Source organism: Leucobacter edaphi, from assembly GCF_016522535.1.
GTDB classification, from domain to species: Bacteria; Actinomycetota; Actinomycetes; order Actinomycetales; family Microbacteriaceae; genus Leucobacter; species Leucobacter edaphi.
Genome location: NZ_JAEHOI010000001.1, coordinates 212,987 through 236,811, shown reverse-complemented (window position 1 = coordinate 236,811; position 23,825 = coordinate 212,987). Strand labels below are relative to the sequence as shown.

The window sequence follows — 23,825 nt, the reverse complement described above, 5'->3', positions numbered from 1 at the left end:
AGGACTAGATCACCTCCGGTGCGAGCGAGACGATCTTCATGAACCGCTTGTCGCGCAGCTCACGTCCGACCGGCCCGAAGATACGGGTGCCGCGGGGCTCCCCGTCGGCCTTGAGGATGACGGCAGCGTTCTCGTCGAACGCGATGTACGAGCCATCCGCGCGACGGGTCGACTTGCGCGTGCGAACGACGACCGCCTTGACGACGTCGCCCTTCTTCACGTTGCCGCCGGGGATCGCGTCCTTGACGGTCGCGACGATCGTGTCGCCGAGACCGGCGTAGCGACGCTTCGAGCCGCCGAGAACACGAATGGTAAGCAACTCCTTGGCGCCGGTGTTATCGGCAACCTTGAGTCGGGATTCCTGCTGAATCACTTGCTAACTCCTTACTCAGTAAGCCCGAGGCTTACTTCGCCTTCTCGAGGATCTCGACCAGACGCCAGCGCTTGGTCGCGCTCTGCGGACGGGTCTCGTGGATGAGCACGAGATCGCCGATGCCTGCGGTGTTCTGCTCGTCGTGGGCCTTGACCTTCGACGAACGACGCATGACCTTGCCGTAGAGCGGGTGCTTCACGCGGTCCTCAACCTCGACGACGATGGTCTTGTCCATCTTGTCGCTGACGACGTAGCCGCGGCGCGCCTTGCGGTAGCCGCGCTGTTCCTTCTCGACCTCAGCCATCATTAGGCCTCCTTCGTCTCAGCGGCGGCGTCCGCCTGCTCGGTCTTCTTGGTGCTCTTCTTCTTGGCCGGAGCGGGAGCGGCGGCCGGGGTGGCCCGGATGCCGAGCTCGCGCTCGTGGAGCACCGTGTAGATGCGCGCGATGTCGCGCTTCACCTGACGGACGCGGCCGTGGCTCTCCAGCTGGCCGGTGGCCGACTGGAAACGCAGGTTGAAGAGCTCGGCCTTGGCCTTCTTGAGCTCCTCAGCCAGACGCTCGTTCTCGAACGAGTCGAGCTCGGTGATAGCCAGTTCCTTGGTACCGATCGCCATTACGCGTCGCCCTCCTCGCGCTTGATAATGCGGGCCTTGAGGGGCAGCTTGTGGATGGCGCGGGTCAGCGCCTCACGTGCGAGCTCCTCATCGACGCCGGCGACCTCGAAGAGGACGCGGCCCGGCTTGACGTTTGCAACCCACCACTCGGGCGAGCCCTTACCGGAGCCCATGCGGGTTTCCGCGGGCTTCTTGGTGAGGGGACGGTCCGGGTAGATGTTGATCCACACCTTGCCGCCACGCTTGATGTGACGCGTCATGGCGATACGAGCGGACTCGATCTGACGGTTCGTCACGTATGCGGGCGTGAGGGCCTGGATACCGAACTCACCGAAGGCGACCTTGTTGCCGCCCTTCGACTGGCCGCTGCGGCTGGGGTGGTGCTGCTTGCGGTACTTGACTCGACGGGGAATCAGCATGCTTACTTCTCCGCTCCTGCTGCAGCGGGTGCAGCCTCGGCCTGTGCGCCACGGGGCGCACGGCGGCGGTCGCCGCGCTCACGGGACGGCTTCTGGGCCGCCTGCTCGCGTGCGAGTTCCTTGTTGGTGAGGTCACCCTTGTAGATCCAGACCTTCACGCCGATGCGGCCGAAGGTGGTCTTCGCCTCGTAGAAGCCGTAGTCGATGTTCGCGCGGAGCGTGTGCAGCGGCACGCGACCCTCGCGGTAGAACTCCGAGCGGCTCATCTCGGCGCCGCCGAGGCGGCCGGAGACCTGGATACGGATGCCCTTGGCACCGGCGCGCTGAGCACCCTGCAGGCCCTTGCGCATCGCGCGGCGGAATGCCACGCGCGCAGCGAGCTGCTCGGCGATGCCCTGTGCGACGAGCTGAGCGTCAGCCTCGGGGTTCTTGACCTCGAGGATGTTCAGCTGGATCTGCTTGCCGGTGAGCTTCTCGAGGTCGGCGCGGATGCGCTCGGCCTCGGCGCCGCGGCGGCCGATCACGATGCCGGGACGCGCCGAGTGGATGTCCACGCGGACGCGGTCGCGGGTGCGCTCGATCTCGACGCGCGAGACGCCGGCGCGATCGAGCTGCTTCGTCAGGTGCTGGCGGATCTTGATGTCCTCGGCCAGGTAGTCAGCGTAGCGCTGACCCTTCTTGGTCGAGTCCGAGAACCAGCGCGAGACGTGGTCGGTCGTGACCCCGAGGCGGAAGCCGTAGGGATGAATCTTCTGGCCCATACCTAGGCTCCCTTCTTCGCAGCGGCGAGCTCGTCCGCCGTCTGCAGGACGACGGTGATGTGGCTGGTCCGCTTGTTGATACGGAACGCGCGGCCCTGAGCACGGGGGCGGAAACGCTTGAGCGTTGCGCCCTCGTCCACGAAGGCGCGAGCCACGACGAGCTCGTCCTCATTGAGACGCAGGTTTTCCTTGTCGGCCTTGACGCGCGCGTTCGCCATCGCCGAGGCGACAAGCTTGAACACGGGCTCCGCGGCAGCCTGGGGGGCGAACTTCAGAATGGCCAGGGCCTCTTCTGCGTTCTTCCCGCGAACCAGGTCGACAACGCGGCGGGCCTTCTGGGGGGTGATGCGGATATGACGCACGCGTGCGATCGACTCCACCATTTCTCTTCCTCCTTCACGTCACCGCGTTAGCGGCGACGGCCCTTCTTGTCGTCCTTCACGTGACCGCGGAAGGTGCGAGTGGGCGCGAACTCGCCCAGCTTGTGACCGACCATGGTCTCCGTAACGAACACGGGGATGTGCTTGCGACCGTCGTGCACCGCGATCGTGTGGCCGAGCATGGCCGGAACGATCATCGAGCGGCGCGACCAGGTCTTGATCACGTTCTTGGTGCCAGCTTCGTTCTGGACAACCACCTTGTTCAGCAGGTGGTTATCGACGAAGGGGCCCTTCTTGAGACTACGAGGCATCTTCTACTCTCTCCTACCTGCCGACTAACGCTTCTTACCGGTGGGGCGGCGACGCACGATGAGCTTGTCGCTTTCCTTGTTCGGGTGCCGCGTGCGGCCTTCCTTCTGACCCCAGGGGCTGACCGGGTGACGGCCACCCGAGGTGCGGCCTTCGCCACCACCGTGCGGGTGATCGACCGGGTTCATGACGACACCGCGGACGGTCGGGCGGACGCCCTTCCAGCGCATACGGCCGGCCTTGCCCCAGTTGATGTTCGACTGCTCGGCGTTGCCGACCTCGCCGACGGTCGCGCGGCAGCGCGCGTCGACGTTGCGGATCTCACCCGAGGGGAGACGCAGCTGAGCGTAGGGGCCGTCCTTCGCGACGAGACGCACCGACGCACCCGCGGAGCGGGCGAGCTTGGCGCCTCCACCCGGCTTCAGCTCGATGGCGTGAATGACCGTACCGGTGGGGATGTTGCGGAGGGGCAGGTTGTTGCCCGGCTTGATATCGGCCGAGGGACCCGACTCGACGACGTCGCCCTGCTTCAGCTTGTTCGGGGCGATGATGTAGCGCTTCGTGCCGTCCTCGAAGTGCAGGAGCGCGATGCGCGCCGTGCGGTTCGGGTCGTACTCGATGTGCGCGACGCGGGCGTTCACGCCGTCCTTGTCATTGCGACGGAAGTCGATGACGCGGTACTGACGCTTGTGGCCACCACCGATGTGACGGGTGGTGATCCGGCCCTGGTTGTTGCGGCCGCCGGTCTTGGGGAGCGGACGGAGCAGCGACTTCTCGGGCGTGGAGCGCGTGATCTCAGCGAAATCAGCAACGCTCGAGCCGCGACGACCCGGGGTCGTCGGCTTGTACTTGCGAATAGCCATGTTGTATTCCTTTTCGCCCCTTCTACAGCGCAGCCGTGAAGATGTCGATGGAACCCGACTTCAGCGTGACAATGGCGCGCTTGGTGTCCTTGCGCTTGCCCATGCCAAACTTCGTGCGGCGGGTCTTGCCCTTGCGGTTCAGCGTGCGGACCTTATCGACCCGAACGTTGAAGACCTGCTCGATCGCGAGCTTGATCTCGGTCTTGTTCGCGCTCGGCTGCACCTCGAAGGTGTACTGGCCGTTCGCGTCGATGAGACCGTAGCTCTTCTCGGAAACGATGGGGCGGATGATGACGTCGTGTGCGGACTTGTTCAGGCTCACTTCGTGTCCTCCTGAGCGGCACGGCCGGCGACGAAGGCGTCGAAGGCGGCCTTGGTGAAGACGAGATCGTCGCTGACGACCACGTCGTAGGCGTTGAGCTGATCCTGGAACAGCACGTGAACGTGCTGCAGGTTGCGAACGCTGAGCGCGGTGAGCTCATCCTCGCGGGTCACGACGACGAGGACGCGGTTGCCCGGAGCAACCTGCGCGAGGAACTCGCGTGCGGCCTTCGTGCTGGGCTTGGCGTCGATGCCGAACGACTCGACGACGTGCACGCGGTTCGCGCGGGCGCGATCCGAGAGCAGGCCGCGAAGCGCTGCAGCAATCATCTTCTTGGGCGTGCGCTGCGCGTAGTCGCGCGGCACGGGACCGTGGACGACGCCGCCGCCGCGGTGCTCAGGAGCGCGGACCGAACCCTGACGAGCGCGGCCGGTGCCCTTCTGCTTGAACGGCTTGACGCCCGAACCGGAGACCTCGCCACGGTTCTTCGTCTTGTGGGTGCCCTGACGCGCAGCGGCGAGCTGAGCGGTGACCACCTGGTGGATCAGCGGAACGTTGGTCTCGACGGCGAAGAGGTTCTCCGGCAGGTCAACCGACCCGGCCTTCTTCCCCTTGGCGTCGAGCACGTCGAGCTTGGTAGCGGTAGCCATGAACTACGCCCCCTTCACTGCGTTGCGAACGAAAACGAGACGACCGCGAGCGCCGGGAACCGCACCCTTGACCAGGATGAGACCCTTCTCGGCGTCGATCGCCTGAACGGTAAGGTTCTGCACCGTCACGCGGTCCCCACCCATGCGGCCGGGCATACGCTGGCCCTTGAAGACGCGACCGGGGGTCGCGGCGCCGCCGATGGAGCCCGGCTTGCGGTGGTTGCGGTGCGCACCGTGCGATGCCGAGACGCCCTTGAAGTTGTGACGCTTCATGGCGCCGGCGAAGCCCTTGCCCTTGGAGGTGCCGACGACGTCGATCTTCTGACCGGCTTCGAAGGTGCCATCAACGGTGAGCTCCTGGCCGAGTGCATACTCGGCGGCGTCGGAGGTGCGGACCTCGGTCAGGTGACGGCGAGGCGTGACGCCCGCCTTCTCGAAGTGACCGGCGGTCGGCTTGTTGACCTTACGGGGATCGATCTGACCCGCGGCGATCTGCACGGCGCTGTAGCCGTCGACCTCGGGGGTGCGGATCTGGGTGACCACGTTGGGAGCCACCTCGATGACGGTAACGGGGACGACCTTGCCGTCCGCGTCCCAGACCTGAGTCATACCGAGCTTGGTGCCCAGGAGACCCTTCACATTGCGTGCTGCAGACATTTCCGGATCCCCCCTTAGAGCTTGATCTCGATGTTGACGTCGGCCGGGAGGTCGAGACGCATGAGCGAATCGACGGCCTTCGGAGTGGGATCCACGATGTCGATGAGGCGCTTGTGCGTGCGCTTCTCGAAGTGCTCGCGGCTGTCCTTGTACTTGTGGGGTGAACGGATAACGGCGATCACGTTCTTCTCGGTGGGGAGCGGCACGGGGCCGATCACCGTGGCGCCGGCGCGGGTGACCGTGTCAACGATCTTGCGCGCGGAGCTGTCGATGACCTCGTGGTCATACGACTTCAGTCGGATGCGGATCTTCTGTCCCGCCATGTGACTCTCTACTTTCTACTTGCGTCGTACCGCGGGGCTTGTGGTCCCGCGGCATTGGACGTCTTGCGTATCAGCGCCCTGGCAAACGCGGCCGCGAAGCCGCAACGTGCTGGGTCTCTGTTCACCTGTCAATTCCGCGCACTCGAATACGGAGCGCGGCCCGCACACACGAAAACGGCCGGACTCTCGTCTGGCCGCCACGATTCGTGCGGATGCGTTCGCTGCCCGCGGCCTAACCAGAACCCCGTGCGGGGCGGTTATGCACTGCCTGGCAGTGATCCACGCAGACGCGCGGAGTACTGAACCTGTCTATTCTCGCACGCCGATCCCGGATGGTGCAACCCGGGCGTGTCGCGTGTCGCGGGCGAGTTACGCGCGGCGCGGCAGCAGGCGGGGCAGGGCCAGATAGACGCCGAGGATCACGAGTCCACCGGCGAGCAGCGCGAGCGTTCCGGGGAGCGAGGTGAACAGCGAGCACAGACCCAGCACGGAGGCCGCGGCCGTGCACAGCGCCGTCAGGCCCGATGCCTGCACGTGCGAGTATCCAAGCTGCTGGATCCGCTGGTAGGCGTGCTCCTTGTGGGGCTCGTCCCAGCGATGCCCCGCGCGCACCCGCTTCACGAGGGTGACGCCGACATCGCCGAAATAGATGACCATCGGCCCGATCGTTGCGAGCAGGGGAATCCCGGAGAGCCAGGCGGCGAGGCTCGTCACGGCCGTCGCGCCCCCGAGCAGATAGCTCCCGACATCGCCGAGAAATGCGCCGGGCCGAGAGAGATTCCACGGCAGGAACCCGCCGAAGCCAGCGGCGAGGATCAGGCCAGCAGCCACGAGCCACGGCCGCTCCCCCGCGATGAGCCCGCCAGCCGCGAACGCGAGCCCGGCGATCACGCCGTGCAGCCCGCTGATCCCGTTCAGACCGTCCATGAAGTTGGCAACGTTGATGTAGCTCGAGATGAAGAACACGGCGTAGGCCCCGATCGCGATCGCTCCCCACAGCGGGAGGTCAGGGGGGAGCCCCAGCGCGTTCGGGTACCCGCCGGACGCCCCGAAGGGCGCGCCCGCCCCGGGGTTCGAACGTGCGATCAGGAGGAGCACGGGGACCGTCACGGCGATCAGGATCAGGCAGACGCTGCGGCCGAGGACGCTGATCCCGCGCAGATCCTCCCCCAGGCCGAGCAGGCCGGCCGCGAGCGAACCGAGCGCGACGATCAGCAGCACGTCCCAGCGGGCACCGGCTCCGGCGTCCGGCGCCGCGGCGAACCACACGATCGCGACGGCGGCACCCACGGTCATCGCGATGAGCACCGCGAGACCGAGCCCGCGCAGAATCGGCCGCTCGTGCGAGGACCTCGCGTTCGGAACGTCCATGATCCCGAGCCGCTGCAGCAGCGGCTTCACGACGACGGGCAGCGCGAGGCTCAGCGCGAGCGTCACGGCACCCGCGACCACGGCGGGCATGAGCGGGCTCACTGGATCCGCTCCTCCGCCTGGCTCGTGAGGTCGAGGCGCGCCACCCAGCCCTCGTGATCGAGCACCTCGGGCGAGATCGTGTCGACGTGCGCGTGGGTGATCTTCGGGTGGAACGGGCGCTCGTCGCCCTCGCCGTGCCCCACGAGCTCCTCGTGCAGCTTCTCGCCGTGCCGCAGGCCGGTGAAAACGATCTCGACGTCCTTCCCGGACTGCGCGATCATGCGGCGGGCCACATCGAGGATCGAGACGGGCTCACCCATATCGAGGATCAGCACCTCGCCCTGGCGGCCGATACCGCCGGCCTGGATCACCAACTGGCAGGCCTCGGGGATCGTCATGAAGAAGCGCGTCACATCCGGGTGGGTGACCGTGACCGGCCCGCCAGCCTCGATGAGGCGGCGGAACGTCGGCAGCATCGAACCGCGGCTCCCGATCACGTTGCCGAAGCGCACGGACAGGTAGCGCTGCCCCGTCTGCTCGGCCATCCAGGCGGTCAGCTTCTCGGCGACGCGCTTCGAATGGCCGAGAACGCTCGTGGGGTTGGCGGCCTTGTCCGTCGAGATGTTCACGAACGCGCCGACGCCGGCGTCCCGCGCCGCGTTCAGCACGTTGAGCGTGCCGAGCACGTTCGTCTTCCACGCCTCGTCGGGATACTGCTCCAGCATGGGCAGGTGCTTCAGCGCTGCGGCGTGGAACACGACCTCCGGGCGGTGCTCCGCGAAAATCGTGGCGAGCGCCGCGGGATCGCGGATATCCGCGAGCACCACGTCGTTCGTGTCGAGCAGACCGTGGCCGCTGATCGAGAGCTGCGTCTCCTGCAGGGCGGTCTCGTCGCGATCCAGCATGATCAGCTCCCGCGGCGCGAAGCGCGCGAGCTGACGGCAGAGCTCCGAGCCGATCGAACCGCCGGCGCCGGTGACGAGCACCCGCTTGTCCTGCAGGTAGGACGCGATCGACCCCGTCTCGAGCCGCACCGGGTGGCGGCCGATGAGGTCCTCGATCGTCAGCTCCCGGACGTCCGAGATCACGGAGTTGTTCTGCAGGATCTGCTCGAGCGGGGGAAGGACGAGGGCCGTGATCCCGATCCGGTCGGCCACCTCGTCGATCCGTCGCATCATGGTCGCGTCGGCATCCCCGATGCACACGATGAGCCGCGTGGCTCGCGTGCGACGCACGACCTCCTCGAGATCGCGGAACCCGCCGAGCACCCGGATGCCGCGCACCTCCTGATTGCTCTTCGCGGGATCGTCGTCGATGAAACCGACGGGCAGGGCGCTCGCGCGCGGGTCCGTGAGCATGCGCTTCGCCGTCTGCACGCCGAGGTATCCCGCGCCGTAGAGCAGGGTCCGCTCCGCCTGCTCCCCCGGGCGCAGCTGCCGTTCGCTGCGCAGGCGCAGCACGTAGCGGACCACTCCCATCAGGCTGAACACGATCGGAGCGGCGATGATCATGGTGCTTCGCGGGATCCCGTTGCCGTACCCGACGAGATAGGCGAACAGCCACGCGGCCACCATGACGCAGGTGATCTCCAGCACGAGCGCGCGCACCTCGTCGAAGCTCCCGATCGCGTACCGGTTGCGGTACAGCCAGAACACCCAGCCCGCGATCAGCTGGAGCACGGCGGTCACGCCGATGAGGGCGCTCGTCCACCCCCAGTGGATGCGGTCGAAGTCGAAGTCGAAGCGGAGCACGAGCGCCGCGAGGATCGCAACCGCCCAGGCCGCGGCGTCGACGAGGTAGAGCAGGCCGTACTGGCGTACGAAGTGAGCGATCCGCCCACCGACGGTTTCCGGCACGCGTTCTCCTCACGTCAACGGTTGTTTGGTTACAGGTCAACTTCGAGGATAGCGGTCCTCCGCACCGCACCAGCGCAGACGTGCGGTTCCTGTGGAAAGACGGGAGGGTTCGCGGGGGCGCGGGAATCCTCCAGGGAACGCGAAAAGCCCCCGGGGCGAACCCGGGGGCTTTTCTTCAAGCGCTGTGCCGTTCAGCACAACCCCTGATCAGTCACTGAGACTTAGGACAGCACCTTCGTGACCGTGCCGGCGCCGACGGTGCGGCCACCCTCACGGATCGCGAAGCCGAGGCCCTCCTCCATAGCGATCGGCTGGATCAGCTCGACCGTCATGTCGGTGGTGTCGCCGGGCATAACCATCGGCTTGTCCTCGGGCAGGGTGATGACACCGGTCACGTCAGTCGTACGGAAGTAGAACTGCGGACGGTAGTTCGTCTCGAACGGGTTGTGACGGCCGCCCTCTTCCTTCTTGAGGATGTAAGCGGTCCCCTCGAAGTTGGTGTGCGGGGTGATCGAACCCGGGGCGACGACGACCTGGCCGCGCTCCACGTCCTCGCGCTTGGTGCCGCGGAGGAGCAGACCACAGTTCTCGCCGGCCCATGCCTCGTCGAGCTGCTTGTGGAACATCTCGATGCCGGTGACGGTGGTCTTCTGCGTCGGGCGCAGACCCACGATCTCGACCTCGGAGTTGATCTTCAGCGTGCCGCGCTCGGCGCGACCCGTGACGACCGTGCCACGACCGGTGATGGTGAAGACGTCCTCGACGGGCATGAGGAACGGCTTGTCCTTGTCGCGCACCGGGTCGGGGATGTTGGCGTCAACGGCCTCCATGAGCTCGAGAACGGAGTTGACCCACTTCTCGTTGCCCTGAAGCGCCTCGTAGCCCGAAACGCGGATCACGGGGACGTCGTCTCCCGGGTAACCCTGCTTGGAGAGCTCCTCGCGGACCTCCATCTCGACGAGCTCGAGGATCTCCTCGTCGTCGACCATGTCGCTCTTGTTGAGGGCAACGAGCAGGTAGGGAACGCCGACCTGCTTCGCGAGAAGGATGTGCTCCTTCGTCTGAGCCATCATGCCGTCGGTCGCCGCAACCACGAGGATTGCGCCGTCCATCTGAGCGGCACCGGTGATCATGTTCTTGATGTAGTCAGCGTGACCCGGAGCGTCGACGTGCGCGTAGTGGCGCTTGTCGGTCTCGTACTCAACATGCGAGATGTTGATGGTAATGCCGCGCTGGCGCTCCTCGGGAGCCGAGTCGATCGTGTCGAAGTCGCGCTGGACGTTGACGTCCGACGGGAACTTGTCGGCGAGGGTCTTGGAGATCGCCGCGGTAAGGGTGGTCTTACCGTGGTCGACGTGACCGATCGTTCCGATGTTTACGTGCGGCTTGGTCCGCTCGAACTTGGCCTTCGCCACTATGGTCCTCCTCAGGACGTCGAGTACCCTCCCCCTCCGACGGTTTCGAAGGGCACGAGTACGGGGTGTGTACTTATGTTACAAGCTCAGGTCCATGATCGCGACCTGGGCGTTTCGATCGGCGGCGACTGGTGGGCCGCCGCCGATCAGCGGACGGAATTACTCGCCCTTAGCCTTCTGAACGATCTCATCGGCCACGGCCTTCGGAACCTCAGCGTAGGAATCGAAGGTCATCGAGAACACCGCGCGACCGCTGGTCTTCGACCGCAGGTCGCCGATGTACCCGAACATCTCGGAAAGCGGGACGAGGGCGCGGACGACCTTGACGCCGCTCGCGTCCTCCATCGACTGGATCTGCCCACGACGGGAGTTGAGGTCGCCGATGACGTCGCCCATGTACTCCTCGGGGGTGCGGACCTCGACGGCCATCATGGGCTCGAGGAGCACGGGCTGCGCGAGGCGGGCCGCTTCCTTGAACGCCATGGAGCCGGCGATCTTGAACGCCATCTCCGACGAGTCGACGTCGTGGTACTGACCGTCGAGCAGCGTCGCCTTGACGTTGACCATCGGGAAGCCCGCGAGGATGCCGTACTGCATGGCGTCCTGGATACCCGCGTCGACGGACGGGATGTACTCGCGCGGCACGCGGCCGCCGGTCACCTTGTCCTCGAACTCGTAGGTCTTGTCCTCGGTCTCCTCGAGCGGAGCAAGCGCGATCTGCACCTTCGCGAACTGACCGGATCCACCGGTCTGCTTCTTGTGGGTGTAGTCGTACTTGGGCACCTCGCGGCGGAGGGTCTCGCGGTAGGCCACCTGGGGCTTACCGACGTTCGCCTCGACCTTGAACTCGCGCTTCATACGGTCAACGAGGATGTCGAGGTGGAGCTCGCCCATGCCCGCGATGACGGTCTGGCCGGTCTCGGCGTTGAGGCTCACGCGGAACGTGGGGTCCTCTTCGGCGAGCTTCTGGATCGCGACGCCGAGCTTCTCCTGGTCACCCTTGGTCTTGGGCTCGATGGCCACCTCGATCACGGGCTCGGGGAAGGTCATCGACTCGAGCACGACCTGGTTGTTCGGATCCGAGAGGGTGTCACCGGTGGTGGTGTCCTTCAGGCCGATGACGGCGTAGATGTTGCCCGCCGTCAGCTCGTCGACCGGGTTCTCCTTGTTGGCGTGCATCTGGAAGATCTTGCCGATGCGCTCCTTGCGGCCCTTGGTCGAGTTGATGACCTGGGCGCCCGACTCAGCCTTGCCCGAGTAAACGCGGACGTAGGTGAGGCGGCCGAAGAAGGGGTGCACGGCGATCTTGAACGCGAGCGCCGAGAAGGGATCGTCCGAGGACGGCTTGCGCTCGATGACGATCGACTCGTCGCGCGGATCGTGCGCCTCGATGGCGCCGACGTCGAGCGGGTTCGGGAGGAAGTCCACGACCGCGTCGAGCATCGGCTGGATGCCGCGGTTCTTGAACGCCGAGCCGCAGTAGACGGGGTAGATCTCGTTGTTCACGACGAGCTTGCGGATACCCGCCTTGAGCTCGTCAACCGAGATCTCCTCGCCGCCGAAGAACTTCTCGAGCAGCGCGTCGTCGGTCTCGGCGACGGTCTCGACGAGCTTCTCGCGGTACTCCTCGGCCTTGGCCTGGAGGTCTGCGGGGATCTCCTGCGTCTCGTAGTTGGCGCCGAGGGTGACGTCACCCTTCGAGTCGCCCTCCCAGACGAACGCCTTCATCGAGAGCAGGTCGACGACGCCGACGAAGTCGGACTCGGAGCCGATCGGGAGCTGCATCACGAGCGGCTTGGCGCCGAGGCGGCTGACGATCGTGTCGACCGTGAAGTAGAAGTCGGCGCCCATCTTGTCCATCTTGTTGACGAAGCAGATGCGGGGAACGCCGTACTTGTCGGCCTGACGCCACACGGTCTCGGACTGGGGCTCGACGCCCTCCTTGCCGTCGAAGACGGCGACGGCACCGTCGAGCACGCGGAGCGAGCGCTCGACCTCGACCGTGAAGTCCACGTGGCCGGGGGTGTCGATGATGTTGATCTGGTTCTTGTTCCAGAAGCAGGTCACCGCGGCACTGGTGATCGTGATGCCGCGCTCCTTCTCCTGCTCCATCCAGTCAGTGGTCGCGCCACCGTCGTGGGTCTCGCCGAGCTTGTGGTTGACACCCGTGTAGAACAGGATGCGCTCGGTCGTGGTGGTCTTGCCGGCATCGATGTGGGCCATGATGCCGATGTTGCGGACCTTGCTCAGGTCGGTGAGCACGTCTTGTGCCACGGGATCTCCTCCAGAGGTGGGGATGAAAGATTCAGACTGCGGAGCGGGTTGCCCCGCTGATGGCCGGCCGGATCACGATCGGCGATCCGGCCGGCCGATGGGTTTCTACCAGCGGTAGTGAGCGAACGCGCGGTTCGACTCAGCCATCTTGTGGGTATCCTCACGACGCTTGACAGCGGCACCGAGGCCGTTGGAAGCGTCGAGGATCTCGTTGGTGAGACGGTCGGTCATCGAGTTCTCGCGACGAGCCTTTGCGTAGCTCGTCAGCCAGCGAAGCGCGAGGGTGTTCGCGCGGTGCGGCTTGACCTCGACCGGCACCTGGTAGGTGCTGCCGCCAACACGACGCGAGCGGACCTCAAGGGTGGGGCGCACGTTGTCGAGCGCCTTCTTGAGAACCGTCACGGCATCCTGGCCGGACTTCTCGGCAACGGCCTCGAGTGCACCGTAAACGATGCGCTCGGCGAGGCCCTTCTTGCCGTCGAGGAGGATCTTGTTAACCAGCTGGCTAACGACCGGCGATCCGTAAACGGGATCGGCGACTACGGGGCGCTTCGGAGCAGGACCCTTACGAGGCATTACTTCTTCTCCTTCTTCGCACCGTAGCGGCTACGAGCCTGCTGACGATCCTTGACCGCCTGGGTATCGAGCGCGCCGCGCACGATCTTGTAGCGGACACCCGGGAGGTCCTTCACACGGCCTCCGCGAACCAGCACGAGCGAGTGCTCCTGCAGGTTGTGGCCCTCGCCCGGAATGTAGGCGGTGACCTCGGTGCCGTTACGGAGCTTCACACGAGCGACCTTGCGCATCGCCGAGTTCGGCTTCTTGGGCGTGGTGGTGTAGACACGGGTGCAAACCCCTGCCTGCTGCGGGTTCGCCTTGAGCGCGGGAGCCTTGGTCTTCGAGACCTTCGGCGTCCGGCCCTTGCGCACCAACTGCTGAATGGTAGGCACTGACTCTCCTATGTAATCCTGCACGGTGACAGGAATGCTTTTTGGAAATCCAAAGCATGTGCGGCCGCTCACGCGCCCGCGAACCTGCTGCTCCCCCCGGGGAGGGAACCGAGTGCAGGTATGCCGTGGGGGTATCGCCCTTGGGGGCGAGTGACCCTGCGGCGCATTCCCACGCTCCCCCGCGCAGGCTCTCGCGAGCAGGCACGGCAGAATCGGTGGAACACACCAAGAAACAACTATACGCGGGGAGAACCGCACACGCAACGCTTCGCCCGCGAGGGACGAACACTCACTGCGGCGGCTCGAGGTTCCGGCTCAGTTCATCGAGCATCGCCTGGATCTGCGGCTCGATGAACCGGCTGATCGCCGACTCGATTCTCGGCCGGTGCGCGACGAGCGAGAAGCACACGCCGCGCCCCGTCTCGGCTGCGCGCGCGTCGGCGAGTTCGATCTCCCGCCGCAGCTGTGCCTTTTCCTCGGCGCTCAGCGGCGGGCGCGGCAGCGGCGGCTCCGGGCGGCTCTCCTCGGCGAGGCCGGCGAGCGTGAAGAGGAACGGCTGCTCGCCCTCCCCTGGCTCCGGATCCGGCTCGATCCCGTCGTACTCGGGATCGAGCCCGGCGGCAGGGTCGTAGCCGGGCGCCCGCCACATCTCGGCACCGGTCAGTTCGGCGTGCAGCGCCGGAAGCTCGGCCGCCGTGTAGTCGTCGACATCGCGATCGATGATCCGCTGCATCCGCGAGACGAGCGCGTGCGTCACCTGATGCGGAACGTCCGCCCCGATGCCCGCGGCGGCGAGCAGGGGCGAGCCCGTGCACCTCCGGCAGAGTCTCGCCCTGCCGCGGTGCGTTCCCGGCTGCCAGCGGGGCACCCACCTGAGCCAGGCGTCGACGGCCGCGTCGACTCGTTCGTCGAGTGTGCCTGCCACGATCACTCGTCCTCGTCCTCGCGCTCCCACGGCCACTTCGGCGCGGGACGATCGGTGTACACGCGGCGCGCGAGCACCGCCCAGAACAGCAGCGAGGCGATCCCCCAGGCGAGGGCGAGCAGCATCGCGAACGGGCTCAGCCAGGTCTCCTCGATCGACATCCCAGCAAGGATCCCGCCGAGGCACCACAGCAGGTAGGCGCCGCCCGCCGTCGCGATGATCGCTCCCCACGCGGGCGCCCGCCGACCGCGCAGGAGGATCAGCGCCTGCTGCCAGAGCGACGCGGCGAGCATCGCGAGCGCGACGAACAGCACCACTGGCGCCGCCCACATCGGCACCTCGGGCGAGGACACCGGCTCACGATCCGAGAACAGCGCGAGCAGCCCCCACCCCGCGACCGTGAGCGCCACCGCCGTGATCACGGCCGCGAAGAGGAGCCCCCCGACGTATCCCCGGGTGACTCCGCGACGCGGCTCGGCGGTCACGACTGCTTCGCCTGCGCCTCCGCGAGCGCCTCGTCGTACTCGGCGAGCGCCTCGGCGTTGCGCAGCTTCATGCGGCGGCCTCGGGAACCGATCCACGCACCGAACCAGACCGACGCCTCGCGGGCGACGATCGCGGCGGCGATCGCCGGCAGGGTCAGGCCGTACTTCGCGATCATCTGGAGCGGCTGCAGGCTCGTCGTGATCCCCAGGATGAAGCGGTCGTGCATGGCGAGACCGACCACGGTCGCTCCCCACACGGCCACGGCCACCAGGAAGCCGCCGAGCACGTACGCCCACCAGCCCGCGCGGCCAACGACGAGCACGAGCACGACCATCGCGAGGAGGAACGCCGCGACCGCCGCGATGAACCCGAGGCTCGTCACGATCGGCAGCAGGCCCTTCTCAAGGAAGGTCGACGGCGGGTACTGCGGCGCGAGCCACAGGGCGATCACCCCGGCGAGCACCGCGGCGAAGCCGAGGGTCGCGAGCAGGGAGATCAGCGTTCCAGCGCCGCGATTCCCGCGGATCTCCGGCGGCATCGGGGACTGCATGTAGAGGGCTGCCATGGGATGATCCGCGCTGATCCGGATCTCATCGCCGCGGGTCAGCGGATCGGCGGCGGGCTCGGCCGCCGCGCTCGGCAGGTCGTCGAGGGTCGTCGGGGGAACCTTCCGGCTCTTGCCCTTCGGAGCGACCACCGGCTCGAGATCGAGCTGCGTGTCGACCTCGGACACCTCGCGGCGATGCTCGGCCTCGGCCGCGATCGTTGCGGCGTCCGTGTCGGATGCGGCGCCGGATCCGGCTCGGCTCGCGTCGGGCGAAGCCGCGACGCCGCGCTCGCCCCCGATCGCCGCCCCGCCGCCGGCAACGTTCGCATCGGCGTCGGCGGCGTCGGCGTCAGCGGGGAGCACGACCGCGGTCTCCCCCGCCTCGCGCGATCGCTCCACCGCTCGCAGAACCTCGGTGCGGCTTGCGGCGTCCTCCTCGACGGGGGCGCCCGGTGCGCGCACTGCCGTTCCCGCGGGCTCGGCGGCTTCCACGTTCTCCGTCGCGTCCGTGGCCGTCGACTCGGCGGGCTTCCGCTCGTCGCTCATGGCTTCACCTCTCGTAGCACCCCTCACGTCGCGCCCTCAGACCGGGGACGGACGTATTTCTTCGTCGCCAAGGTACCCGCCCGCGGCGAGAATCCGTGGAGCGCACGCCGATGAGCCCCGAACACGCGGAAAGGGGCGCCCGCACGAACTGTGCGGACGCCCCTTTCTGGCCACGGTGCGACTAGCTGTAGTTGCCCGGGTTGAACTCGTCAGCGGTGAAGCTGTCGAAGTCGACGAACGACAGGTCGTTCTCGTCGAAGGTGCCCTCGGTCGCGAACAGGCGGTTCGGGTAACGCTCCGCCTTCGCCTCCTCGGTCGCCTCAACGTCGACGTCGCGGTAGGTGCTCAGGCCGGTACCGGCCGGGATGAGCTTACCGATGATGACGTTCTCCTTGAGACCGATGAGCGGATCCTTCGACCCCTCCATCGCCGCCTGCGTGAGCACGCGGGTGGTCTCCTGGAACGACGCGGCCGACAGCCACGACTCGGTCGCGAGCGAGGCCTTGGTGATACCCATGACCTCGGGACGCGCCGTCGCGGCACGCTTGCCCTCGAGCAGCGCCTCGCGGTTGATCCGCTGGTAGCGCGAGCGGTCCACGAGCTCGCCCGGGAGCAGCTCGGTCTCGCCGTGATCGACGACCGTCACCTTGCGCAGCATCTGGCGCACGATGACCTCGATGTGCTTGTCGTGAATCGGCACGCCCTGCGAGCGGTAGACGCCCTGGACGCCCTCGACGAGGTACTTCTGCACCGCGCGCTCGCCCGGGATGTGCTTGCCGTTCTCGGTGGAGCCGACCTGCAGGATGTCCTTCGGGTCGAGCGTACCGGCGAGGAAGGGCTGGCCGAGCTCGACGTGGTCGCCGTCCTCGACGAGGAGGGTCGCACGCTTCAGGACCGGGTAGGCCTTCTCCTCGCTGCCGTCGTCCGGCGTGAGGAGGATGCGGCGGCTCTTCTCGGTGTCCTCGATCACGATGCGGCCTGCCGCCTCGGCGATCGGGGATGCACCCTTCGGGGTACGCGCCTCGAAGAGCTCCTGCACGCGGGGCAGACCCTGCGTGATGTCGTCGGCCGAGGCCGAACCACCCGTGTGGAACGTACGCATCGTGAGCTGCGTGCCCGGCTCGCCGATCGACTGGGCGGCGATGATGCCGACCGCCTCGCCGATGTCGACGCGCTGGCCCGTGGCGAGCGAGCGGCCGTAGCAGGTCGCGCAGACGCCGACGGCGGACTCGCAGGTGAGCACGGAGCGAACCTTGATCTCGGTGACGCCAGCGGCGACGAGACGGTCGATGAGCACATCGCCAACGTCCTCGCCAGCGGTCGCAACGACCTCGCCGGCACCGTTGACCGCGTCAGCGGCCAGCGTGCGTGCGTAGACCGAGTTCTCCACGTCCTCGTCGCGCACGAGCACGCCGTTGGCGTCCGCTGCAGCGATCGGGAGATCCAGGCCGCGACGGGTGCCGCAGTCCTCCTCGCGGATGATGACATCCTGCGAGACGTCGACGAGACGACGGGTCAGGTAGCCCGAGTCCGCCGTGCGGAGCGCGGTATCGGCGAGACCCTTACGGGCACCGTGGGTCGCGATGAAGTACTCGGCAACCGACAGGCCCTCGCGGTACGAGTTGATGATCGGGCGCGGGATGATCTCACCCTTCGGGTTCGACACCAGGCCGCGCATACCCGCGATGTTGCGGATCTGCAGCCAGTTACCACGCGCACCCGACGACACCATGCGGAAGATCGTGTTGTCCTCGGGGAACGAATCGCGCATCGCCTGCGCGACCTCGTCCGTCGCCTCGGTCCAGATCTCCGTCAGCGCCTTGTGGCGCTCGCTGTCCTGGATCATGCCGCGGTCGTAGTCGCGCTGAACCTTCGCGGCGCGCTTCTCGTGCTCCGCGATGATGTCGCTCTTGTTCGCCGGGGTCACGATGTCGGAGAGCGCGACCGTCACACCCGAGCGCGAGGCCCAGTGGAAGCCGGCGTCCTTGATGCGGTCGAGCGTCGCTGCGACCTCCACCTTCGGGTAGCGCTCCGCCAGGTCGTTGACCAGGCCGGAGAGGCTGCCCTTGTCGGCGACCCGCTCGAAGTACGGGTAGTCGACGGGGAGGGCCTCGTTGAAGATCGCGCGTCCCAGCGAGGTCTCCACGAGCACGGGCTTCTCGTTGGTGACGCCGTTCTCATCGGTGTAGCCGATGAGGCGGATCTTCACGAGCGCGCCGAGGTCGAGGGTGCCCTCGTCCATCGCCAGGATCGCCTCGGCGATCGAGCCGAACGCGCGGCCGGTGCCGGTGGCGTCCTTCTTGATCGTGGTGAGGTGGTGCAGACCGATGATCATGTCCTGCGAGGGCAGGGTCACCGGGCGGCCGTCCGACGGCTTCAGGATGTTGTTCGACGCGAGCATGAGCACGCGGGCCTCGGCCTGGGCCTCGACCGACAGCGGCAGGTGGACAGCCATCTGGTCGCCGTCGAAGTCCGCGTTGAACGCGGCGCAGACGAGCGGGTGCAGCTGGATGGCCTTACCCTCAACGAGCTGCGGCTCGAACGCCTGGATGCCGAGACGGTGCAGGGTCGGTGCGCGGTTGAGCAGCACGGGGCGCTCGCGGATGATCTCCTCGAGCACGTCCCACACCTCGGAGCGCGCGCGCTCCACCATGCGCTTCGCGGCCTTCACGTTCTGCGCGTGCGACAGATCCATGAGGCGCTTGATGACGAACGGCTTGAACAGCTCGAGCGCCATCTGCTTGGGCAGACCGCACTGGTGCAGCTTGAGCTGCGGGCCGACGACGATGACCGAACGGCCCGAGTAGTCGACGCGCTTGCCGAGCAGGTTCTGACGGAACCGGCCCTGCTTGCCCTTGAGCATGTCCGAGAGCGACTTCAGCGCGCGGTTGCCGGTGCCCGTGACGGGACGGCCGCGGCGGCCGTTGTCGAACAGGGCGTCAACGGCCTCCTGCAGCATGCGCTTCTCGTTGTTCACGATGATCTCGGGGGCGCCGAGATCGAGCAGGCGGCGGAGACGGTTGTTCCGGTTGATGACGCGGCGGTAGAGGTCGTTCAGATCGGAGGTCGCGAAGCGGCCACCGTCGAGCTGCACCATGGGACGGAGCTCCGGCGGGATCACGGGGACCACGTCGAGCACCATCGCGGCCGGGCTCGCACCCGTCTGCAGGAACGAGTTGACGACCTTCAGGCGCTTGATGGCGCGGATCTTCTTCTGACCCTTGCCCTCGGCGATCTGGAGGTGGAGCAGCTCGCTCTCGGCCTCGAGGTCGAAGGACTCGAGGCGCTTCTTGATCGCCTCGGCGCCCATGTACGCCTCGAAGTAGTCGCCGTAGCGGTCCATGAGGTCCGCGAAGACGGCGTCCTCGGGCTTGAGGTCGCCGACCTTGAGGTTGCGGAAATCCTCCCACACGCGCTGCAGACGAGCGATGTCCTCGTCGAAGCCCTTGCGGATGGCCGTCATTTCCTTCTCGGCGGAGGCCTCGGCGCGGCGGCGCTGATCGGCCTTCGCACCCTCGGCCTCGAGCGCGGCGAGATCGGACTCGGCCTGCTGCTGGCGCTGGGCGATCGAGATGTCGCGCTGGTCCTCGAGCGCCTTCAGCTCGAGCCGCAGCTCGGCCTCGAGCTCGCCGAGGTCCTCGTGGCGTCCCTCTTCATCGATGTCGATGATCATGTACGCGGCGAAGTAGATGACCTTCTCGAGGTCCTTCGGCGCCATGTCGAGGAGGTAGCCGAGGCGGCTCGGCACACCCTTGAAGTACCAGATGTGCGTGACGGGCGCTGCGAGCTCGATGTGGCCCATGCGCTCGCGGCGGACGCTGGACTTCGTGACCTCGACGCCGCAGCGCTCGCACACGATGCCCTTGTAGCGGACGCGCTTGTACTTGCCGCACGCGCACTCCCAGTCCCGGCTGGGACCGAAGATCTGCTCGCCGAACAGGCCGTCCTTTTCCGGCTTCAGCGTGCGGTAATTGATGGTCTCCGGCTTCTTGACCTCGCCGAACGACCAGCTGCGAATATCCTCGGCGGTCGCCAGACGGATCTGCAGCTCGTTGAAACTCGTACCCTCGAGCAAATTGTTCTCCTTGTTACCTGGAAAGAGTTCTCGTCTGGACCGGATCAGATCTCGTCAACCGACGAGGTCTCGAAGCGGCTGGAAAGGTTGATGCCGAGCTCTTCCGCGGTGCGGTGAGCCTCGTCGTCGTTGTCGCGCAGGTTGACTGCGTTGCCGTCGGCGCCGAGGACCTCGACGTTCAGGCAGAGCGACTGCATCTCCTTCATGAGCACTCGGAACGACTCGGGCACGCCCGGCTCCGGGATGTTCTCGCCACGGACGATCGCCTCGTACACCTTGACGCGGCCGAGGATGTCGTCGGACTTCACCGTGAGGAGCTCCTGCAGCGCGTATGCGGCGCCGTAGGCCTCGAGCGCCCACACCTCCATCTCACCGAAGCGCTGGCCGCCGAACTGGGCCTTACCGCCGAGCGGCTGCTGGGTGATCATCGAGTAGGGGCCCGTCGAGCGCGCGTGGATCTTGTCGTCGACGAGGTGGTGGAGCTTCAGGATGTACATGTAGCCGACCGAGATCGGGTACGGGTACGGCTCGCCCGAGCGACCGTCGAACAGGCGGGTCTTGCCCGTCGAGTCGATGAGTCGCTCGCCGTCGCGCGTCGGCAGGGTCGAGTCGAGGAGACCGGCGACCTCCTGCTCGGAGGCGCCGTCGAACACGGGGGTCGCGACCTTCGTGTTCGGGGCGGCCTCGAGGGCCTGCTGGGAGAGCTTTGCAGCCCACTCCGGCGTGCCTTCGACCTTCCAGCCCTGCTTGGCGATCCAGCCGAGGTGGATCTCGAGGACCTGGCCGAAGTTCATTCGGCCGGGGATACCCAGCGGGTTCAGGATCACGTCGACGGGGGTGCCGTCCGCGAGGAACGGCATGTCCTCGACGGGGAGGATCTTCGAGATGACGCCCTTGTTGCCGTGGCGGCCCGCGAGCTTGTCGCCCTCGGTGATCTTGCGCTTCTGGGCGATGTAGACCACGACGCGCTGGTTGACGCCCGAGCCGAGCTCGTCGTCGTTGTCGTTCTCCGCGTCGAAGACCTTGACGGACGTGACCGTGCCGGAGACGCCGTGGGGCACCTTCAGCGACGTGTCGCGAACCTCGCGGCTCTTCTCGTTGAAGATCGCGCGGAGCAGGCGCTCCTCGGCCGAGAGCTCGGTCTCGCCCTTCGGCGTGACCTTGCCGACGAGGATGTCGCCGGGCGCGACCTCGGCGCCGATGCGGATGATGCCGCGCTCGTCGAGGTCCTTGAGGGCCTCCATGCTGGCGTTGGGGAGGTCACGGGTGATCTCCTCCTTGCCGAGCTTGGTGTCGCGCGCGTCGACGTCGTACTCCTCGATGTGGATCGACGAGAGCGTGTCGTCCTTGACCAGGTTCTGGCTCAGGATGATCGCGTCCTCGAAGTTGTGACCCTCCCAGGACATGAACGCGACGAGCAGGTTCTTGCCGAGCGCGAGTTCGCCGTTCTGCGTCGCGGGGCCGTCGGCGATGACCTCGCCGGCCTCGATGCGGTCGCCCGCCTTCACGATCACCCGGTGGTTGTAGTTCGTGCCCTGGTTGGAGCGGTCGAACTTGCGCATGAAGTAGCTCTTCGAGCCGCCCTCGTCCTCCTGGACGGTGACGAAGTCGGCGGACACCTCTGCGATGACGCCGGACTTCTGCGCGGTGACCACGTCACCGGCGTCGATGGCCGCGTAGCCCTCCATACCGGTGCCGACAACGGGCGAGTCGCTGCGGACGAGCGGCACCGCCTGGCGCTGCATGTTCGCGCCCATGAGCGCGCGGTTCGCATCGTCGTGCTCGAGGAACGGGATGAGCGAGGTCGCAACCGACACCATCTGGCGCGGCGAGACGTCCATGTAGTCGACGCGGTCGGCGTCGACGAGCACGACCTCGGAGCCACGGGGGCGCGCGAGGACCTGCTTCTCGGCGAACTTGCCGTCCTTGGTCAGCGGGGCGCCGGCCTGGGCGATGAGGTACTCGTCCTCTTCGTTCGCGGTGAGGTAGTCGACCTGGTCGGTCGCCTTGCCGTCGATGACCCGACGGTACGGCGTCTCGATGAAGCCGAACGCGTTGATGCGCGCGAACGTCGCGAGGGCGCCGATCAGGCCGATGTTCGGGCCTTCAGGGGTCTCGATCGGGCACATGCGGCCGTAGTGCGACGGGTGGACGTCTCGGACCTCGACGCCCGCGCGGTCGCGCGAGAGGCCGCCGGGGCCGAGCGCCGAGAGGCGGCGCTTGTTGGTCAGGCCCGCGAGCGGGTTGTTCTGATCCATGAACTGCGACAGCTGCGAGGTGCCGAAGAACTCCTTGATCGCCGCGAGCACGGGGCGCGTGTTGATCAGGGTGTTCGGCGTGATCGCCTCGATGTCCTGCGTGGTCATGCGCTCGCGGACGACGCGCTCCATGCGGCTCAGGCCCGTGCGGACCTGGTTCTGGATGAGCTCGCCGACGGCGCGGATACGACGGTTGCCGAAGTGGTCGATGTCGTCCGTGTCGAGGCGGTTCTCGAAGGGCTTGCCGTCGCGGACGCCGGGGAGCGTCTCGGTTCCGGCGTGCAGGCCGACGAGGTACTTGATCGTCGCGACGATGTCCTCGAGCGAGAGCACCGAGTCGGTGATCGGCGCTTCGAGACCGAGCTTGCGGTTGATCTTGTAGCGGCCGACCTTGGCGAGGTCGTAGCGCTTCGGGTTGAAGTAGCTGTTGTCGAGGAGCGCACGCGCGGCCTCGATGGCCACCTGCTCGCCCGGACGCTGCTTGCGGTAGATGTCCTTGAGGGCTTCTTCCTGCGTGAGGACGGTGTCCTTCTCGAGGGTGAGCGCGATCGACTCGTAGCCGGCGAACTCCTCGAGGATCTCCTCGCTCGTCATGCCGAGCGCCTTGAGGAAGACGGTGACCGACTGCTTGCGCTTGCGGTCGATACGGACGCCGACCTGGTCGCGCTTGTCGACCTCGAACTCGAGCCACGCACCGCGGCTCGGGATCACGCGCGCGGTGAAGACGTCCTTATCGCTCGTCTTCTCCTGCGTGCGCTCGAAGTACACGCCGGGGCTGCGGACGAGCTGCGACACGATGACGCGCTCGGTGCCGTTGATGATGAACGTGCCCTTGTCGGTCATGATGGGGAAGTCGCCCATGTAGACCGTCTGGCTCTTCAGGACCTGCGTCTCGGTGTTGTAGAACGCGGCCTCGACGTAGAGCGGCGCGGCGTAGGTCTTGCCGCGCTCCTTGCACTCCTCGATCGTGAACTTCTGCTCATCGAGGATCGGGTTCTCGAAGGACAGCTGCATGGTGCCAGCGTTGTCCTCGATCGGGGAGATCTCGTCGAAGATCTCCTCGAGGCCGCTCTTCAGGGCGATGTCGTCGCGCCCTTCAGCCTGGGCCTCGACGACGCGCTGCTTCCAGGCGTCGTTTCCGACGAGCCAGTCGAAGCTCTCAAGCTGCAGTGCCAGCAGGTTGGGAACCGACAGCGTGTCGGAAATCTTGGCGAACGAGAGTCGCTGGTGATCGCGACCGTTCTTCGGGTTATGGGTTGACGATGCGTTGCGCGCAGCAGCCAAGGAAACTACCTCCGTGGGCCCCGTCGGGCCGGTTGACCTGGTCTTGCGAGAGTTGCGTAGCTACCGGAACACATGCGAGGCTTATCTGCGTTTTCACGCCGGCTCTCGCGCCCACCGCCATATG

The 23,825-nt window shown here is 66.7% G+C and carries 23 protein-coding genes; all 23 read right to left on the bottom strand.

The window, feature by feature from the left end; all coding sequences use genetic code 11:
* Positions 1–4: 4 nt before the first annotated feature.
* Positions 5–373, bottom strand: a complete 369-nt coding sequence (rplN, locus tag JD292_RS01095; protein ID WP_053382360.1) for a 50S ribosomal protein L14 — start codon at positions 371–373, stop codon at positions 5–7.
* Positions 374–404: 31 nt separating this feature from the next.
* Entirely contained in the window at positions 405–677 is a 273-nt protein-coding gene (gene rpsQ / locus JD292_RS01090; protein ID WP_200130883.1) for a 30S ribosomal protein S17, read from the bottom strand.
* 2 nt (positions 678–679) lie between these two features.
* The gene (gene rpmC / locus JD292_RS01085; RefSeq protein ID WP_200130882.1) at positions 680–988 is read right to left on the bottom strand and encodes a 50S ribosomal protein L29; all 309 of its coding nucleotides are present in this window, start codon (positions 986–988) and stop codon (positions 680–682) included.
* Positions 988–1,407, bottom strand: a complete 420-nt coding sequence (gene rplP / locus JD292_RS01080) for a 50S ribosomal protein L16 (RefSeq protein ID WP_200115681.1) — start codon at positions 1,405–1,407, stop codon at positions 988–990. Before rplP ends, rpmC begins: the two co-directional genes overlap by 1 nt.
* Before the next feature lie 2 nt (positions 1,408–1,409).
* A complete protein-coding gene (rpsC, locus tag JD292_RS01075) occupies positions 1,410–2,168 on the bottom strand; it encodes a 30S ribosomal protein S3 (protein WP_200130881.1) in 759 nt (252 codons plus the stop codon).
* 2 nt (positions 2,169–2,170) lie between these two features.
* Positions 2,171–2,551: a 50S ribosomal protein L22 gene (gene rplV, locus JD292_RS01070; protein WP_200130880.1), complete on the bottom strand. Its 381-nt coding sequence runs from the start codon at positions 2,549–2,551 to the stop codon at positions 2,171–2,173.
* A gap of 26 nt (positions 2,552–2,577) precedes the next feature.
* Positions 2,578–2,859 (bottom strand): 30S ribosomal protein S19, encoded by a 282-nt coding sequence (rpsS, locus tag JD292_RS01065; RefSeq protein ID WP_200130879.1) that lies wholly within the window; start codon positions 2,857–2,859, stop codon positions 2,578–2,580.
* A 24-nt stretch (positions 2,860–2,883) separates the two neighbouring features.
* Positions 2,884–3,720, bottom strand: coding sequence for a 50S ribosomal protein L2 (gene rplB / locus JD292_RS01060; protein ID WP_200130878.1), 837 nt, complete (start codon positions 3,718–3,720; stop codon positions 2,884–2,886).
* A gap of 22 nt (positions 3,721–3,742) precedes the next feature.
* Entirely contained in the window at positions 3,743–4,042 is a 300-nt protein-coding gene (gene rplW / locus JD292_RS01055; protein WP_200130877.1) for a 50S ribosomal protein L23, read from the bottom strand.
* Positions 4,039–4,692 (bottom strand): 50S ribosomal protein L4, encoded by a 654-nt coding sequence (gene rplD / locus JD292_RS01050; protein ID WP_200130876.1) that lies wholly within the window; start codon positions 4,690–4,692, stop codon positions 4,039–4,041. The genes rplW and rplD overlap by 4 nt, the downstream gene beginning before the upstream one ends.
* A 3-nt stretch (positions 4,693–4,695) precedes the next feature.
* Entirely contained in the window at positions 4,696–5,349 is a 654-nt protein-coding gene (gene rplC, locus JD292_RS01045) for a 50S ribosomal protein L3 (protein ID WP_200130875.1), read from the bottom strand.
* A 14-nt stretch (positions 5,350–5,363) separates the two neighbouring features.
* On the bottom strand, positions 5,364–5,672 hold the full coding sequence (rpsJ, locus tag JD292_RS01040; protein WP_010156393.1) for a 30S ribosomal protein S10: 309 nt from the start codon (positions 5,670–5,672) through the stop codon (positions 5,364–5,366).
* A gap of 369 nt (positions 5,673–6,041) precedes the next feature.
* Positions 6,042–7,145 (bottom strand): MraY family glycosyltransferase, encoded by a 1,104-nt coding sequence (locus tag JD292_RS01035; RefSeq protein ID WP_200130874.1) that lies wholly within the window; start codon positions 7,143–7,145, stop codon positions 6,042–6,044.
* Positions 7,142–8,941, bottom strand: a complete 1,800-nt coding sequence (locus JD292_RS01030; protein WP_200130873.1) for a polysaccharide biosynthesis protein — start codon at positions 8,939–8,941, stop codon at positions 7,142–7,144. The genes JD292_RS01035 and JD292_RS01030 overlap by 4 nt, the downstream gene beginning before the upstream one ends.
* Before the next feature lie 221 nt (positions 8,942–9,162).
* Positions 9,163–10,356: an elongation factor Tu gene (gene tuf, locus JD292_RS01025; RefSeq protein ID WP_200130872.1), complete on the bottom strand. Its 1,194-nt coding sequence runs from the start codon at positions 10,354–10,356 to the stop codon at positions 9,163–9,165.
* Positions 10,357–10,515: 159 nt separating this feature from the next.
* On the bottom strand, positions 10,516–12,630 hold the full coding sequence (gene fusA, locus JD292_RS01020) for an elongation factor G (protein ID WP_200130871.1): 2,115 nt from the start codon (positions 12,628–12,630) through the stop codon (positions 10,516–10,518).
* Between the two features lie 105 nt (positions 12,631–12,735).
* On the bottom strand, positions 12,736–13,206 hold the full coding sequence (rpsG, locus tag JD292_RS01015; RefSeq protein WP_200130870.1) for a 30S ribosomal protein S7: 471 nt from the start codon (positions 13,204–13,206) through the stop codon (positions 12,736–12,738).
* Positions 13,206–13,580, bottom strand: coding sequence for a 30S ribosomal protein S12 (gene rpsL / locus JD292_RS01010; protein ID WP_105804987.1), 375 nt, complete (start codon positions 13,578–13,580; stop codon positions 13,206–13,208). Before rpsL ends, rpsG begins: the two co-directional genes overlap by 1 nt.
* Positions 13,581–13,869: 289 nt before the next feature.
* Positions 13,870–14,505, bottom strand: a complete 636-nt coding sequence (locus JD292_RS01005; RefSeq protein WP_200130869.1) for a spermidine/putrescine ABC transporter substrate-binding protein — start codon at positions 14,503–14,505, stop codon at positions 13,870–13,872.
* 2 nt (positions 14,506–14,507) lie between these two features.
* On the bottom strand, positions 14,508–14,990 hold the full coding sequence (locus JD292_RS01000; protein WP_200130868.1) for a DUF6121 family protein: 483 nt from the start codon (positions 14,988–14,990) through the stop codon (positions 14,508–14,510).
* A complete protein-coding gene (locus JD292_RS00995; RefSeq protein ID WP_200130867.1) occupies positions 14,987–16,084 on the bottom strand; it encodes a prolipoprotein diacylglyceryl transferase in 1,098 nt (365 codons plus the stop codon). The genes JD292_RS01000 and JD292_RS00995 overlap by 4 nt, the downstream gene beginning before the upstream one ends.
* Positions 16,085–16,265: 181 nt before the next feature.
* Entirely contained in the window at positions 16,266–20,159 is a 3,894-nt protein-coding gene (locus tag JD292_RS00990; RefSeq protein ID WP_200130866.1) for a DNA-directed RNA polymerase subunit beta', read from the bottom strand.
* Between the two features lie 44 nt (positions 20,160–20,203).
* Positions 20,204–23,701: a DNA-directed RNA polymerase subunit beta gene (gene rpoB, locus JD292_RS00985; protein ID WP_200130865.1), complete on the bottom strand. Its 3,498-nt coding sequence runs from the start codon at positions 23,699–23,701 to the stop codon at positions 20,204–20,206.
* Positions 23,702–23,825: the final 124 nt, after the last annotated feature.

Bases quoted from the DNA above. Each gene is read 5' to 3' on its own strand.
- rplB (WP_200130878.1), bottom strand. From the start codon at position 3,720: ATGGCTATTCGCAAGTACAAGCCGACGACCCCGGGTCGTCGCGGCTCG.
- rpsS (WP_200130879.1), bottom strand. From the start codon at position 2,859: ATGCCTCGTAGTCTCAAGAAGGGCCCCTTCGTCGATAACCACCTGCTG.
- rplC (WP_200130875.1), bottom strand. From the start codon at position 5,349: ATGTCTGCAGCACGCAATGTGAAGGGTCTCCTGGGCACCAAGCTCGGT.
- rpsQ (WP_200130883.1), bottom strand. From the start codon at position 677: ATGGCTGAGGTCGAGAAGGAACAGCGCGGCTACCGCAAGGCGCGCCGC.
- rplP (WP_200115681.1), bottom strand. From the start codon at position 1,407: ATGCTGATTCCCCGTCGAGTCAAGTACCGCAAGCAGCACCACCCCAGC.
- rpsC (WP_200130881.1), bottom strand. From the start codon at position 2,168: ATGGGCCAGAAGATTCATCCCTACGGCTTCCGCCTCGGGGTCACGACC.
- rplV (WP_200130880.1), bottom strand. From the start codon at position 2,551: ATGGTGGAGTCGATCGCACGCGTGCGTCATATCCGCATCACCCCCCAG.
- rpmC (WP_200130882.1), bottom strand. From the start codon at position 988: ATGGCGATCGGTACCAAGGAACTGGCTATCACCGAGCTCGACTCGTTC.
- rpsJ (WP_010156393.1), bottom strand. From the start codon at position 5,672: ATGGCGGGACAGAAGATCCGCATCCGACTGAAGTCGTATGACCACGAG.
- JD292_RS00995 (WP_200130867.1), bottom strand. From the start codon at position 16,084: ATGAGCGACGAGCGGAAGCCCGCCGAGTCGACGGCCACGGACGCGACG.
- rpsG (WP_200130870.1), bottom strand. From the start codon at position 13,206: ATGCCTCGTAAGGGTCCTGCTCCGAAGCGCCCCGTAGTCGCCGATCCC.
- rplD (WP_200130876.1), bottom strand. From the start codon at position 4,692: ATGGCTACCGCTACCAAGCTCGACGTGCTCGACGCCAAGGGGAAGAAG.